General features: G+C 58.8%; 12 protein-coding genes. All 12 read left to right on the top strand.

Features of this window, described 5'->3' with window-relative positions:
- Nucleotides 1-63 precede the first annotated feature (63 nt).
- Complete coding sequence (locus QWI16_RS06715; RefSeq protein WP_302712020.1) at nt 64-1,962, top strand: methyl-accepting chemotaxis protein; 1,899 nt, start codon at nt 64-66, stop codon at nt 1,960-1,962.
- Nucleotides 1,963-2,180: 218 nt separating this feature from the next.
- Entirely contained in the window at nt 2,181-3,401 is a 1,221-nt protein-coding gene (locus tag QWI16_RS06710) for an argininosuccinate synthase (RefSeq protein WP_302712019.1), read from the top strand.
- A gap of 210 nt (nt 3,402-3,611) precedes the next feature.
- Nucleotides 3,612-5,060, top strand: a complete 1,449-nt coding sequence (ccoN, locus tag QWI16_RS06705; protein ID WP_302712018.1) for a cytochrome-c oxidase, cbb3-type subunit I — start codon at nt 3,612-3,614, stop codon at nt 5,058-5,060.
- Nucleotides 5,061-5,071: 11 nt separating this feature from the next.
- The gene (gene ccoO / locus QWI16_RS06700) at nt 5,072-5,683 is read left to right on the top strand and encodes a cytochrome-c oxidase, cbb3-type subunit II (RefSeq protein ID WP_302712017.1); all 612 of its coding nucleotides are present in this window, start codon (nt 5,072-5,074) and stop codon (nt 5,681-5,683) included.
- On the top strand, nt 5,683-5,889 hold the full coding sequence (locus QWI16_RS06695; RefSeq protein ID WP_302712016.1) for a cbb3-type cytochrome oxidase subunit 3: 207 nt from the start codon (nt 5,683-5,685) through the stop codon (nt 5,887-5,889). The genes ccoO and QWI16_RS06695 overlap by 1 nt, the downstream gene beginning before the upstream one ends.
- A gap of 2 nt (nt 5,890-5,891) precedes the next feature.
- Entirely contained in the window at nt 5,892-6,800 is a 909-nt protein-coding gene (gene ccoP, locus QWI16_RS06690) for a cytochrome-c oxidase, cbb3-type subunit III (protein WP_302712015.1), read from the top strand.
- Nucleotides 6,801-6,860: 60 nt separating this feature from the next.
- Complete coding sequence (gene ccoG / locus QWI16_RS06685) at nt 6,861-8,273, top strand: cytochrome c oxidase accessory protein CcoG (protein WP_302712014.1); 1,413 nt, start codon at nt 6,861-6,863, stop codon at nt 8,271-8,273.
- Nucleotides 8,273-8,833, top strand: coding sequence for a FixH family protein (locus QWI16_RS06680; protein WP_302712013.1), 561 nt, complete (start codon nt 8,273-8,275; stop codon nt 8,831-8,833). Before ccoG ends, QWI16_RS06680 begins: the two co-directional genes overlap by 1 nt.
- On the top strand, nt 8,826-11,210 hold the full coding sequence (locus tag QWI16_RS06675; RefSeq protein ID WP_302712012.1) for a heavy metal translocating P-type ATPase: 2,385 nt from the start codon (nt 8,826-8,828) through the stop codon (nt 11,208-11,210). The genes QWI16_RS06680 and QWI16_RS06675 overlap by 8 nt, the downstream gene beginning before the upstream one ends.
- A 17-nt stretch (nt 11,211-11,227) precedes the next feature.
- Complete coding sequence (ccoS, locus tag QWI16_RS06670; protein WP_302712011.1) at nt 11,228-11,431, top strand: cbb3-type cytochrome oxidase assembly protein CcoS; 204 nt, start codon at nt 11,228-11,230, stop codon at nt 11,429-11,431.
- Complete coding sequence (locus QWI16_RS06665) at nt 11,421-12,173, top strand: sulfite exporter TauE/SafE family protein (protein ID WP_302712010.1); 753 nt, start codon at nt 11,421-11,423, stop codon at nt 12,171-12,173. Before ccoS ends, QWI16_RS06665 begins: the two co-directional genes overlap by 11 nt.
- A 167-nt stretch (nt 12,174-12,340) precedes the next feature.
- Nucleotides 12,341-14,026 (top strand): BamA/TamA family outer membrane protein, encoded by a 1,686-nt coding sequence (locus QWI16_RS06660; protein ID WP_302712009.1) that lies wholly within the window; start codon nt 12,341-12,343, stop codon nt 14,024-14,026.
- Nucleotides 14,027-14,134 lie beyond the last annotated feature (108 nt).

Raw genomic sequence — 14,134 nt, 5'->3', positions numbered from 1 at the left:
GCGACGGCCTTGGCACTCAGCTGGTGGCCGAATAATAACGATATCGAGCTATTGGGAGATCTCATGAGTCTACGCCTTTCCCTCAGAAAAAAGATCAGTGCATCGGCCGCGGTGGCGTTGATTGTGGTTGGTTGCGTGGTGGCCTGGTTGGCCTATACGGCCGCCATGGGGCAGATGGAAAACAACATCCGCAGCCAGGTAAAGGGAATTTCCGGCACTTTTTCCAAATACGTGGGCGACTGGTTCACCAGCAAAGCCAGGGCGCTGGAGAGCTTTCCCGGCAGTGCCGACCCCGCCGATTTTATTACCCATCTCAACCAGGTGAAAGTGGCTGCAGAAGTCGATAATGTGTTCCTTGGTTTTGAGGACGGTGGGCTAATTAACGCCAATCAGCTGGTGCTGCCGGAGGACAATAACGATCCCCGTGTCTGGCACTGGTATATGCACGCCAAGGAAACGCCTCGCAAGACGGTGATCGAAGATCCCACTGTCGCCTCTGCCACGGGTAAAAATGTGGTGTCGCTAGGGCGTGTGGTGCGTGGTCCCGGTGGCCAGATGCTCGGCGTGATTGGCGCCGACGTGGTGCTGGACGCCATTGTCGAGCAGCTGCGTTCCATAGAGCTGCCGGGGCAGGGCAGCTTGTTTATCGCCAAACGCAAGGGCACGGTGTTTACCCACGCTGACCAGTCCCTGCTCAACGCCCAGACCACCAGCATTTCCCCCGAGCTGACAGCCCCATACCTCGAATCCCTGCTCGGCACCAGCGAGAGCCTGCACTTGATTGATGTCAATGGTCAGCGTACTCAGGTGTTTGCCACTTCAGTGCCGGACTCCGACTTGTTGCTGGTGATGCTCCTCAATCGCGATGCTCTGGTCGCACCGGTACTGTCGAGTTTGGGCCAACAGATGCTGGTTATCCTGGCGCTGGTGGTGATCAGTATCCTGGCGCTCAACTGGTTGATCGGACGCCTGTTTCGGCCGCTTCACCGAGTCTCGGATGCTCTGTCGGAAATTGCCTCGGGCGGTGGTGACCTGACCAGCCGCTTGCCGGTAACCTCGAACGATGAGGTGGGCTCTCTCGCGGTCAGCTTTAACCAGTTCTCCGAGCACATGCATGACTTGGTGGAGCATATCCGCATGCAGGCAGCCGAGCTGGACGCCAACGCGCGGGCCACGGCGGAGCGAGCCACCGGTTCGGTGCGGGAAATGACCCACCAGCAGGAGCAGATTGGCATGGTGAGCCACGCCATGAGCGAGATGACTAACGCCACCGGTGAAATTGCCCGTCACGCGGAAAATACTGCCAACGCCGTGCAGGAGGCGGTGGCCAGCGCCGGCCAGGGCAAGCAGCAAGTGGACACCACCACCGATTCCATTAACTCTCTGGCCGACAAGCTTGAGCATGCCGGCGAGGTCATCGGCTCGCTGAATGAACGGGCACAGGAGATTAACGGCATTCTCGCCACCATTCAGGGCATCGCTGAGCAGACCAACCTACTGGCGCTGAACGCCGCCATTGAGGCCGCCCGGGCCGGTGAGCAGGGCCGGGGTTTTGCCGTGGTGGCCGACGAGGTGCGCGTTCTCTCCCAGCGAACCCACGCCAGCACCGAGGAAATCCAGAGCATGATCAGTGCGCTGCACAACACCGCTCAGAGTGCTGTTGCCATCATGAATGACAGCCGGGGGCTGGCCGCCGGCAGCGTCGAAAACGCCGATCACGCCTCCAAATCGTTGACCACCATTAACGAGGCGGTGGGCTCCATCAGTGCTATGGCCACACAGATTGCGACCGCCGCCGAAGAGCAGTCCCATGTGGTACAGGAGGTGATGCAAAACATGAAAACCATCTCCGAGGTGGCTGAGCGTTCTCTGGAAGAGGCGCAGCAGGGGCAGTCGCGGGCCAAGACCTTGGAGGAGTACTCCGAGGCACTCAACGACAAGGTGTCCACGTTCAGGCTCTAGAGGTGGCCTAAGGCCGCTCCCCAAGGCCTGCCGGGCGGCCAATGTGCCGCCTGCGCAAGAGTTATCCACAGTACTGTTACCCTTTGCCACTTTGAACTGTATATCTGTGTAATTCGGTGACCTTGCGGTGGGAATTGTGCGCGTTTGCGGGTACAATTTCGCCGCGCTTAATCGGGCGTTTACAATCGGTGAAAGACTAACCAATTCAGGAGCAGAGTATGTCGTCCATCAACAAAGTTGTGCTGGCCTATTCCGGCGGTCTCGACACCTCGGTGATCGTCAAGTGGCTGCAGGAAACCTACAACTGCGAAGTGGTGACGTTCACTGCCGACATTGGCCAGGGTGAGGAAGTTGAACCCGCCCGCGCCAAGGCCAAGGCCCTGGGGGTCAAAGAAATCTATATCGACGATCTGCGCGAAGAGTTTGTCCGCGATTTCGTTTTCCCCATGTTCCGTGCCAATACCATCTACGAAGGTGAGTACCTGCTGGGTACCTCCATCGCCCGTCCGCTGATTGCCAAGCGCCTGATTGAAATTGCCAATGAAACCGGGGCCGATGCCATTTCTCACGGCGCCACTGGCAAAGGCAACGACCAGGTGCGCTTTGAGCTGGGCGCCTATGCGCTCAAGCCCGGCATTCAGGTGATAGCGCCCTGGCGCGAGTGGGATCTTACCTCCCGTGAAACGCTCATGGCCTACTGCGAGCAGCACAATATTCCGGTGGACTTCTCCTCCAAGAAGAAAAAGTCGCCCTATTCCATGGACGCCAACCTGCTGCACATCTCCTACGAGGGTGGTGTACTGGAAGATCCCTGGACCGAGGCTGAAGAAGACATGTGGCGCTGGAGTGTCTCTCCCGAGACCGCCCCCGATCAGCCCACCTATGTGGATCTGACCTTTGAGAAGGGCGATATCGTCGCCATTGATGGCGAATCTTTGAGCCCGGCCAGCGTGCTGGAAAAACTCAACAAGCTCGGCGGTGCCAACGGTATCGGTCGGCTGGACATCGTGGAAAACCGCTACGTGGGTATGAAGTCCCGCGGCTGCTACGAGACACCCGGGGGTACCATTATCATGAAGGCGCACCGGGCCATTGAATCCATCACACTGGACCGCGAAGTCGCTCACCTAAAAGACAGCCTCATGCCCAAATACGCCGAGCTGATCTACAACGGCTACTGGTGGAGTCCGGAGCGCAAAATGCTGCAAACGGCCATCGACGAGTCTCAGGAGCCGGTGAACGGTGAAGTGCGCGTTAAGCTCTACAAAGGCGGCGTGCATGTGGTAGGCCGCCGGTCAGCGGACAGCCTGTTTGACGAAAAAGTAGCAACGTTTGAAGACGATGCCGGCGCTTATGACCAGAAAGATGCCGAGGGCTTTATTAAGCTCAATGCTCTGCGGATGCGCATTGCCGCAGGTAAAGGGCGCACGCTGATTTAAGGCTGGTTGGCCCTGTGCCGGTCGGTGTTTGCCAGATTTCCTCGCTGTGTTTACGGCGCTGGCGTTTGTACTATAGTTGATGAAAATCAAATCTTTGTCAGCCTGGGTGCCGCACAATGGCGCCCAAATGGCTGATGCGTGCTTCGCGCGCCACTTCTAATAACAATATTCCTTACAAATTGTGTTTTGCCAAGAAATAGGGAAGGTCCTATGAGTAGTAACCTAGTTGCGGCGGGCGACCACCCGGTGTACGACTACAAAGTCGTTCGCCAGTTCGCAATCATGACTATTGTCTGGGGTATAGTCGGCATGGGAGTCGGTGTATTGATCGCCGCCCAGCTTTACTGGCCCCAGCTGAATGATATTTTCCAGCCGTATACTCATTTCGGCCGGCTGCGCCCACTGCACACCAATGCAGTGATTTTCGCCTTTGGCGGCTGTGCCCTGTTCGGGACCTCCTACTATGTGGTACAGCGCACCTGTCAGGCCAAGCTGTTTGGCGGCTGGCTGGTGCCGTTTACTTTCTGGGGCTGGCAGCTGGTGATTGTACTCGCCGCCATTACCCTGCCACTGGGGTACACCACCAGTAAAGAATACGCCGAGCTTGAGTGGCCCATCGATATCCTGATCGCCGTGGTTTGGGTGTCTTACGCCATTGTCTTTTTTGGCACCATCGTCAAACGTAAAACCGCGCACATCTACGTGGCCAACTGGTTCTATGGCGGCTTTATCCTGACGGTGGCCGTGCTGCACATTGTCAACAGCGCCGCTATACCCGTGAGCTGGATGAAATCCTACTCGGCTTACGCCGGCGCGGCCGATGCCATGGTGCAGTGGTGGTACGGGCACAATGCGGTGGGCTTTTTCCTCACGGCGGGCTTTTTGGGCATGATGTACTACTTTGTGCCCAAACAGGCCGATCGCCCGGTCTACTCCTACCAGCTCTCTATCGTTCACTTCTGGGCGCTGATTTCCATTTATATCTGGGCCGGTGCGCACCACCTGCATTATTCTGCGCTTCCCGACTGGGCGCAGAGCCTGGGTATGGTGATGTCGCTGATCCTGCTGGCGCCGTCCTGGGGCGGCATGATCAACGGCATTATGACGCTTTCGGGCGCCTGGCATAAGCTGCGCACTGATCCGACCCTGCGCTTTCTGGTGGTCTCCCTGTCTTTCTACGGCATGTCTACCTTTGAAGGGCCCATGATGTCCATCAAGACTGTCAACGCGCTGTCGCACAATACCGACTGGACCATCGGCCACGTTCACTCGGGCGCGCTCGGCTGGGTGGCGATGATTTCCATCGGTGCCGTGTATCACCTGCTGCCGATTCTGTTCGGACGCAAAGAGATGTACAGCGTCAGGCTGATCAACGTGCACTTCTGGTTGGCGACCATCGGTACGGTGCTTTACATCGCCTCCATGTGGGTCAACGGCATTATGCAGGGCCTGATGTGGCGAGCCTTTAACGACGACGGCACCTTGACTTACAGCTTTGTCGAGGCAGTTCAGGCCAGCTACCCCGGTTACCTGGTCCGGTTTATCGGCGGGGCATTCTTCTTCAGTGGCATGTTGCTGATGGCTTACAACGCCTACCGCACAGCGCAGGCGCCGAGCGAAGAGAAAACTCAAACCGGCGCTGAGCCACAAGCGGTTTAAAGGGGGCATCGGTGAAAAATCACGATATCGTAGAAAAAAATATTGGTCTGATGACCGTGTTGGTGATTGTCGCCATCAGCTTTGGTGGCCTGGTGGAGATTGTTCCGCAGTTTTTCCTGAAAGAGACCACCGAGCCTGTTGCCGGGCTTAAGCCTCTCGGTCCTCTTGAGCTCGAAGGCCGCGACATTTACATTCGCGAGGGCTGCCACGTCTGTCATACGCAGATGGTGCGCCCGCTGCGTGCCGAGGTGGAGCGCTATGGCCACTACTCAGTGGCTGGCGAATCGGTGTACGAACACCCTTTCCTGTGGGGCTCCAAGCGCACCGGGCCGGATCTGGCGCGCGTCGGTGGCCGCTATTCGGATGACTGGCACAAGGTGCACTTGTTCAATCCACGCATTGTGGTACCCGAGTCGAATATGCCGGCCTTCCCTTGGCTGTACGACAACACCCTCGATGGCAAACACACCGAAGCGAAGATGCGCGGTCTGCGCAAAGTTGGCGTACCTTACACCGATGAAGACATCGAAGGCGCTGGCGACAAGGTGAAAGGTGTTACCGAAATGGACGCGCTCGTGGCCTACTTGCAGCAGCTGGGTACCCTGCTCAAGGAGAAGCGCTAGTGGATAAGGGTACGCTCGGCGCGATTAGCACAGTTCTGGTTGCGATCGCTTTTGCCGGCGTCTGCTGGTGGGCGTTCTCACCCAAGCGCAAGAAGCGCTTCGATGACGCTGCTAACTTGCCCTTTGCCGACGAGCCCGACAGCGACACAAAACAAGAAACAGAAAAGAACACTCCATCGACCGATGATGTAGCAAGGCGGAACTGATTATGAGTACTTTTTGGAGCCTTTGGATTATCGGCCTGACCCTGATCAACCTGGTGTTGGTGTTGTGGGTCTTGCTGGCCAATCGCAAGGTGGCGGTGCGCGACGACGAAACGCCGGAGAACCGCACGACAGGTCACGTCTACGACGGCATTGAGGAGTATGACAACCCTCTGCCGCGCTGGTGGTTCAAAATGTTTATTGCCACCTTTATCTTTGCCGGCGCCTACCTGATTATCTACCCGGGGCTTGGCGCCTTTGAAGGCCTGGCCGGTTGGACCCAGGAAAACCAGCTGGAAAAGCAGCAGATGAAAGCCGATGCGCTCTACTCGGAGCAGTTTGGCAAATACAACGCCATGCCCATTGCCGAGCTCGCGCGCGACCGGGATGCCATGAAAATGGGACTGCGCCTGTTTGCCAACAACTGCGCCGTGTGTCATGGCGCCGACGGTGGCGGTAACTACGGGTTTCCCAATCTCACGGATAACGACTGGCTCTGGGGTGGCGAGCCCGAAACCATCAAGCAGACGCTGATCAACGGTCGCAAAGGCATTATGCCGCCCTGGGCCGCTATTCTCGGGGAAGAGGGCATTGCCGAGACCACTGAGTATGTGCTCAGTCTGTCCGGGCGTGAGCACGACAGCGAGTTGGCCAGCGCCGGCGCAGAGCACTTTCAGCGCAACTGCGTTGTCTGCCATGGCGCAGATGGCAGCGGTAACCATGCATTGGGTGCGCCTAACCTGACCGACGATATCTGGCTCTACGGCGGCCAGCCGCAAGACATTCGCCAGACCCTGCGTGACGGGCGCAACGGTGTCATGCCCGCCCAGAAAGAGCTTCTCAAGGAAAGCCGTATCCACCTGTTGGCGGCCTACGTCTACAGTTTGTCCCTGCCGCTGGACGAGCAGCAGTAACCTTCCTCTGCGCCGGGGTACCCCGGCGCAAGACACTGTCCACGTTTTCGAGGTGTCTGTGTGAGCCAAAAACCGTCTTCTGATAACCCTGAGCAGGGCGTTCGCTATATCAACCTCTACGAGGCGGATGACAAGGTTTACACCCGGCGTATCACCGGGTTTTATCAAAAACTCAGACGCTATACCGGTCTGCCGCTGATCGCTGGCTTTATCCTGATGCCGTGGCTGGTGATCGACGGTCGCCCGGCTATGCTCTTTGACTTGCCCGAGCGCAAGTTTCATATTCTCTGGACCACCTTCTGGCCCCACGATGGTATGTACCTGGCGTGGCTGCTGATTATCAGCGCCTTTTTACTCTTTACGGTGACCGTACTGGTGGGACGGGTCTGGTGCGGCTTTACCTGTCCGCAAACGGTCTGGACCCAAATGTACATCTGGGTGGAGTACCTGTGCCAGGGCGACCGAAACCGGCGGATCAAGCTCGATGCATCCCCCTGGGGGCCAGAAAAACTGATGAAAAAGGGAGCCACCTACGCGTTCTGGCTGGTCATCGCCTTGATCACCGCCTTGACCTTTGTCGGCTATTTTGTCCCTGTGCGCGAGCTGATCACCGGCTTGGTTACCTTTGAAGTACACCCGGCGGCGGCTTTTTGGGTGCTGTTTTTTACCGCGGCAACCTTTATCAACGCCGGCTTTATGCGCCAGCAAGTGTGTAAGTACATGTGCCCCTACGCGCGTTTTCAGTCGGTGATGTACGATCGCGACACACTTACGGTGTTTTACGATTACGTGCGTGGCGAAAAGCGTGGTCCGCGCAAGGCGGATGAAGACTACAAGGCCCAGGGGCTGGGCGATTGCATCGATTGCTCCTGGTGCGTTCAGGTCTGCCCGGTGGACATTGATATTCGCGACGGACTTCAATCCGAGTGTATCGATTGTGGCCTGTGTGTGGATGCCTGCAATACCGTAATGGACAAAATGCACTACCCACGCGGGTTGATCCGTTTTACCACCGAGGACAATATCAAACACGGCAAGACCCACGTGCTGCGCCCACGATTTGTGGGCTACCTGGTGGTGTTGCTGGTGATGGTGAGTGTCTTTGTCTACAACATTGCGACCCGCACCCCGCTCGGGATGGAAGTGCTGCGCGATCGCGGCGTGCGCATGTACCGCATCAGCGGCAAGGACGTGCAGAATGTCTACACCATCAAGATCAATAACATGGACGGCAGGGCGCACGAGTACGACCTCGTAGTGAGCGGCGACTTTGATTTCCGCCTGCAGGGTTATCGGCCGATGACGGTGGATTCCGGTGAAGTGTTTACCCTACCGGTGCGCGTGGCGGTTGCCCGCGATGAATTGACAGAGGTAAAGACGTCCGTCACCTTTACCCTGACGGCGAAAGACGACGCGAAGCTCACCGCCGAGCATGAATCGTCCTTTATCGGGCCGCAACAACGGGAGTACTGATGGTGTCTCAAGCGATCAAACAGAGCGAGTCCAGCGTCTGGTACCGCGAGCCCTGGGCCTGGTTTGTCCTCACGCCTTTGATCGTCGTGGTCATTGTCTCACTCAGCTTTGTCGCCGTGGCGGTCAAGCACGCCGACGATAGGGTCGTGGACAACTACTACAAGGAAGGGCGCATGATCAACCAGAGCCTGGAGCAGGACACCCGCGCGGCCAATTGGCAGTTGTCGGCCGATTTGCACTGGCTGGCGGACGCGCAGGTAATGGAAGTGGTGCTGCACTCCCCCATGATTCCCGCACCCGCCGAGCTGTCGCTCTGGCTGGATCACCCCTTCGATGAAAAGCAGGACGCGCAGTTGATTTTGCAGCCGGTAAGCGACAACCGCTACCGTACCGACACTGTAGCGCGCGAGCATATGTGGTATGCCACTTTGGTGCCGGGGACCGACGAGTCTGCCCGGCGCGACTCACCCTGGCGCCTGCGCGGCGAGATCGATTTTGACCGCGCCGCACACTGGCGCTTCGCCCCCACGCCTGCCGCGCAGTCCAGCATTAATGAGTGAACCGAACACTCCGCAAGACGATTGTTACCACTGCGGTCTGCCGCTACCGCGGGGTGATGTTTATCCACTAGAAATTGACGGAGTGCGCCGGCTGATGTGCTGCCCCGGCTGCCAGGCGGTGGCAGGGGCCATCGTCGAAGGCGGCCTCAGCCGCTTCTACCAGTACCGCAGCCAGCTCAGTGAGCGCCCTTCCCAAGAGAGCCTGGCAACCGGCTTTGCGGTCTACGACCTGCCCGAGCTGCAGGAAAGTTTTGTGGTACCTCTGGCCGAGAGCCGCCACCAGGCAAATCTGCTGCTGCAGGGCATCAGTTGTGCCGCCTGTAGCTGGCTGGTCGAAAAGCACATGGCCAGGGTGGCGGGGCTGATCTCGGTGCAGGTCAATGTCACGAGCCACCGCGCGCAGCTTGTTTACGACCCCGCATTGACCTCGCCGGCGCGCTTGATGGCGGAGCTTGCCGCCATTGGCTACCGACCGGTGCCCGCGACCGACGAGGAGCGCGAGAAATTTGAGGCTCGGGAAAACCGCCTGGCCTTGACGCGCTTGGGTGTGGCCGGCTTTGGCATGATGCAGGCCGGTATGGTGGCTGTCGGGCTCTACACGGGTGCGGCGGATGAGTGGCAAAACCTTTTGCGCTGGCTCAGCCTGCTGCTTTCCACCCCAGTGGTGCTGTTCAGTGCCTGGCCTTTCTTTCGCGCGGCCTGGCGCAGCCTGCGCGGGGGGGCACTGGTGATGGACGTGCCTGTGTCTCTGGCCATTGGCATCGGCTATGGTGCCAGCGCCTGGGCGACCCTGAGCGGTACGGGCGAAGTCTACTTTGAGTCCATTGCCATGTTTGTGTTTTTCCTGCTGGTGGGGCGCTACCTCGAGATGCGCTCACGCGCGAAAAGTCGCATCGGCAGGGCCAATGTGGCGCAACTGATTCCGCCGGTGGCCACGCGCTGGCACGAGCAGGCTTGGCAGCAGGTACCTGTGCGTTTGCTGGTCCCCGGTGATCGCATCAGAGTGGATGCGGGTCAGAGCTTTGCCGCGGACGGCCGGGTGCTCGCAGGCAGTACTAGCGTCAATGAGGCCCTGCTCACTGGCGAGTCCCGCCCGGTGGAAAAAGCCCCGGGCGCAGTGGTCATTGCCGGCTCGGAAAATGTCGATAGCCCGGTGGAGGTGGAAGTGACGGCTGTGGGCAGTGAGACTCGCCTGTCGGCCATCGAACGTCTGATCGAGCGGGCGGGCTCGGAAAAGCCGCAGCAGGTTGCCCTGGCGGATCGCGTCGCCCGCTACTTCGTCGCTGCCGTGCTGATCGTGTGCTCTGTGGTCTTCGCGCTCTGGTATGCCCTGGCGCCCGAGCGGGCACTGTGGGTGGCACTATCGGTTCTGGTGGTGACCTGCCCCTGTGCCCTGGCGCTGGCCATGCCTACGGCCTTGACGGCCGCTACCGAGGCCTTGCGCCGTCGCGGTCTGTTGTTGACGCGCGGCCATGTGCTGGAGGCACTCAATCACGCCAACCGGGTGATTTTCGATAAAACAGGCACACTCACCAGCGGCCGCCTGTCGGTGGCGCAGGTGCGCGTCTTGCGCGAAGGTTATGGGCAAGACGATCTGCTCGGCATCGCCGCCGCACTGGAGGAGGGCACCTCGCACCCAATCGCCCATGCGTTTGCGCCCTGGCGCGGGCTGGCCCGGGCGGGCGAGCTTAAGCAGACAACGGGCAGCGGGGTCACTGGTGTGGTTGAGGGTATTGCCTACCGGATCGGTCGCCCGGCGTTTGTCGGTGGCGGCGGGGCTGTACCGGATGCCGAACACCTCTGGCTGCTGCTCGGCGATGAAACCGGGCCTTTAGCGTATATCGGCCTCGACGATCCGATCAGACCAGAGGCGCGATCTGTGGTGGAGCGCTTACAGGCCCGGGGCCTTGCGGTTGAGCTTCTCAGCGGTGACGGCCGGGAGAATGTCGCCAGACTCGCACGCGAGCTCAATATTGACCAGTATCGGGCCCAGGCGTCACCGGACGACAAATTGACGCATCTGGCCCAGCGCCAGCGCGGGGGTGATAGAATCATTATGGTCGGCGATGGCATTAACGACGTGCCCGTGCTCTCCGCGGCAGACGTGTCCATCGCCATGGCCCGGTCTTCGGAGCTGGCGCGTACCCACGCTGACGCGCTTCTGCTTACCGATAGCCTAGAGCCGCTTGACAGGGCGCTGCAAACCGCCGGGCGAACGGCGACAGTAATCCGCCAGAATCTCGCGCTGTCGCTGCTGTACAACCTGCTGGCTCTGCCACTGGCGGCCGCGGGGCTGGTGCCCCCATGGGCAGCGGCGCTGGGCATGACCAGCAGCTCTCTGGTGGTCGTGCTCAACGCCCTGCGTCTTTCTCGTTAACAGAGCAATTGGTTGTTGTGGACAGTCTCTTTTTTCTTATTCCCATCGCGCTGATTTTTGTGGTCATCGCTGTACGCGTGCTCATGTGGGCTATTCACTCAGGGCAGTACGACAACCTCGACACTGAGGCTCACCGTATTTTGTTTGACGACGATGAGCCGGTAGGCGCCGAAAAAAAGTCCGATCCAGAGAGCCGGCGCGCCGATTCCGATGATCGATAGCGCCAGCCTCCTGACGGCCCTCGCCCTGGGCTTTTTCAGCAGCGCCCACTGTGTGGGTATGTGTGGCGGTATTATGGGCGCTTTGACCATGGCCGTCGCGCCGCAGGCGACAGGGCGCAAAGCCGCCATTATCGGCTGCTATAACCTCGGGCGTATTCTCACTTACACCCTGATCGGTGTACTGGTGGGCGCGCTCGGCCTCCAGTTCACCCAGGCGGGTGCGGGCCCGGCGCTGCGCATTCTTGCCGCCTTACTCTTGCTGGCGATGGCGTTCTATCTGGCGGACTGGTGGCGGGGTTTGACCCGGATAGAGGCGCTAGGCCGCTCTTTCTGGCGCGCCTTGCAGCCGTTAGGACAACGGCTACTACCGGTGCGCGGTCCCTGGCAGGCGCTGTTTTTGGGTTTGATCTGGGGGTGGCTGCCCTGCGGCTTGGTGTACACCGCTCTTAGCTATGCCGCTACCCGACCCGGCGCGCTCGCTGGCGGCACTTTTATGCTGGCCTTTGGCCTAGGCACCCTGCCGGCTGTGATTGCCACGGCGGCGGCCGCCGAACGCATGGCCGCACTTGCCAGGTCCCGCCTTGTGCGCAGCGGTGCTGCTCTCGCGCTGGTGGTTTTTGCGCTCTGGACATTCTCCGGCGCTCTGGGCGGCCACGCTCACCATGACCACGGCGCAGAGGCGCCGTCGAGCAGCGCCCCCTCTGAGCCGAGTGACCCTTCTCATCACCACCATCACCACTGAAGTGTGACCCACTTGGCAGTGGATTCTGGGCTTTTAACAATTTTTTATGGCCCCCGTCAGCTGCCGTGATACCCTTGAGCCAAACTGGCAGATATTTCTTCTGCCCGGTAACCGCTCGGGAGACTGCAGTAGCCGTTTGGCGAAGCCGTAATTGCATGGGAATCAAGGTGTTAACTGTTAAGTTGCGATGGGTATGGCTGGCGTTGTCCATGGTATTGCTCCCGCAGCTTGGGCTTGCCGACGAGCAGGGCTGCTATCAGGTGGACTATCAGAGCTCGGCGATGGCCCGTTTTAAGGGCAGCAATAAGCTCGACACTTCCGATATCGATCAGCTTGAAGGGCGGGTGATCAACAATATCCGCTACATGCGCATCGGCGTGTTTGACGAGAACAACCCGGATGAGAACAACAGCCTCTACCGATTTCTCAACAAGCTGCACATCAACACCAAAGAGTATGTCATCGCCACTCAGATCTTGTTTGCCGAAGGTGACACCTTAGACCCCGATGAAATTCACGAAACCGAACGGCTCTTGCGGCGGCGCGGTTACCTTACGGGCGCTTTTATTGTGCCCGAGCGCATTTGCGAGGGCAGTGTGGACCTGGTGGTGGTCACCCGCGACAGCTGGTCTTTTGAAATTGAGGGCTCGTTCAGCCACAGCGGCGGGGACTCCTCGAGCGGGATTGGCCTGAGTGACGACAATATTCTCGGTACCGGTACCAGCTTTTCCATCGGCTATGAACAGGACGAGGAGCGTCGAGGTATTCGTTACTCTCTGAGTACCGATCATATCCTCAGCAGCCGGTGGGCGACGCGCATCGCCTATGCCGACAATTCCGACGGCGAGAATGTGATTTTCGAGTTGCAAAGGCCGTTTTTCTCCCGCCATACCCCCTGGGCCGCTGGCGTTTTGTATCAGGATGTTACCGAGTCAGAGATCATTCGCTCCAAGGGTGAAGAGGTCAATGAATACCGGCATGAAACGGTGGACCAGCAGGTGTATGTGGGGCATACCCTGCACGTGGATCGTAACTCCACCCAGAGACTCCTGGCCGGTTACACTATTGAAGAAGACATTTTTTCGGCCAATGAAAACACCACCGAGCTGGGCTGGCCGGAAAATCGTAAGGCGAGCTACCCCTGGCTTGAGTATCAGTATTTGGAAGATCGCTATGCGGTCTATCGCAACTTAAACCAAATCCAGCGTACCGAAGACGTCCCCCTGGGCATCACTTTTGGTTTTCGCCTTGGTTACGGTGAGGCAGAGCCGACTTATCACGGTGACGTGATTCGCTACATCGGCAGTTACCAGCATATTTTCAGCGTGCAGGACCATCACCTTCTAACCGTGAATCTCGGTGTAGATGGTCGCGACCATCTCGACTCCGCCGATAACGACAGTGCGATCTGGTCCAGTAAGGTCGCCTACAATTTTATGCAAAACTACAAAAATCGCTGGTACGGCAGTGTCAGTTACGATGCCGGACAGGACCTGTTGCAGCATGAAGAGTTGACCGTTGGCGGTATTGTCGGCATGCGCGGTTACCCCACCTCCTATCAGCGTGGCAAGAAGCGTTTTCTCGCCACCTTGGAGCGGCGTTACTATTCTGACTGGCACTGGTTCAACCTGGTACGGGTAGGTGCGGTGGCTTTCGTCGAGGCGGGTAAGGCCTGGGACGGTCCCGATGGCATGGACAACACGATGCTTGCCGATGTGGGTATTGGGCTGCGCTTAAGTTCCAGTAAGGTACGGGTCGGCAATGTGGTGCATTTGGATATTGCAACGCCCTTGGTCGAGCGCGACGGTATTGATGAATACCAGATACTGATTAAAGCCAAGAAGCAGTTTTAAGAAGCCTCGGCGGCGACTGCATCCGTCGCCGCCCGAAGCACGTATAACGCATCGGATTGCGGTTCAGTTGTAGAGCCTTTAACACGAATGCCTGTGAAGTTATCTTGA

This window comes from Gilvimarinus algae, assembly GCF_030518215.1.
Lineage (GTDB): Bacteria > Pseudomonadota > Gammaproteobacteria > Pseudomonadales > Cellvibrionaceae > Gilvimarinus > Gilvimarinus algae.
Note: the sequence above shows the minus strand (reverse complement) of the source record. Positions and strands in the feature narration are given on the sequence as shown.

Bases quoted from the DNA above. Each gene is read 5' to 3' on its own strand.
- QWI16_RS06715 (WP_302712020.1), top strand. From the start codon at position 64: ATGAGTCTACGCCTTTCCCTCAGAAAAAAGATCAGTGCATCGGCCGCG.
- QWI16_RS06710 (WP_302712019.1), top strand. From the start codon at position 2,181: ATGTCGTCCATCAACAAAGTTGTGCTGGCCTATTCCGGCGGTCTCGAC.
- ccoN (WP_302712018.1), top strand. From the start codon at position 3,612: ATGAGTAGTAACCTAGTTGCGGCGGGCGACCACCCGGTGTACGACTAC.
- ccoP (WP_302712015.1), top strand. From the start codon at position 5,892: ATGAGTACTTTTTGGAGCCTTTGGATTATCGGCCTGACCCTGATCAAC.
- QWI16_RS06680 (WP_302712013.1), top strand. From the start codon at position 8,273: ATGGTGTCTCAAGCGATCAAACAGAGCGAGTCCAGCGTCTGGTACCGC.
- QWI16_RS06675 (WP_302712012.1), top strand. From the start codon at position 8,826: ATGAGTGAACCGAACACTCCGCAAGACGATTGTTACCACTGCGGTCTG.
- QWI16_RS06665 (WP_302712010.1), top strand. From the start codon at position 11,421: ATGATCGATAGCGCCAGCCTCCTGACGGCCCTCGCCCTGGGCTTTTTC.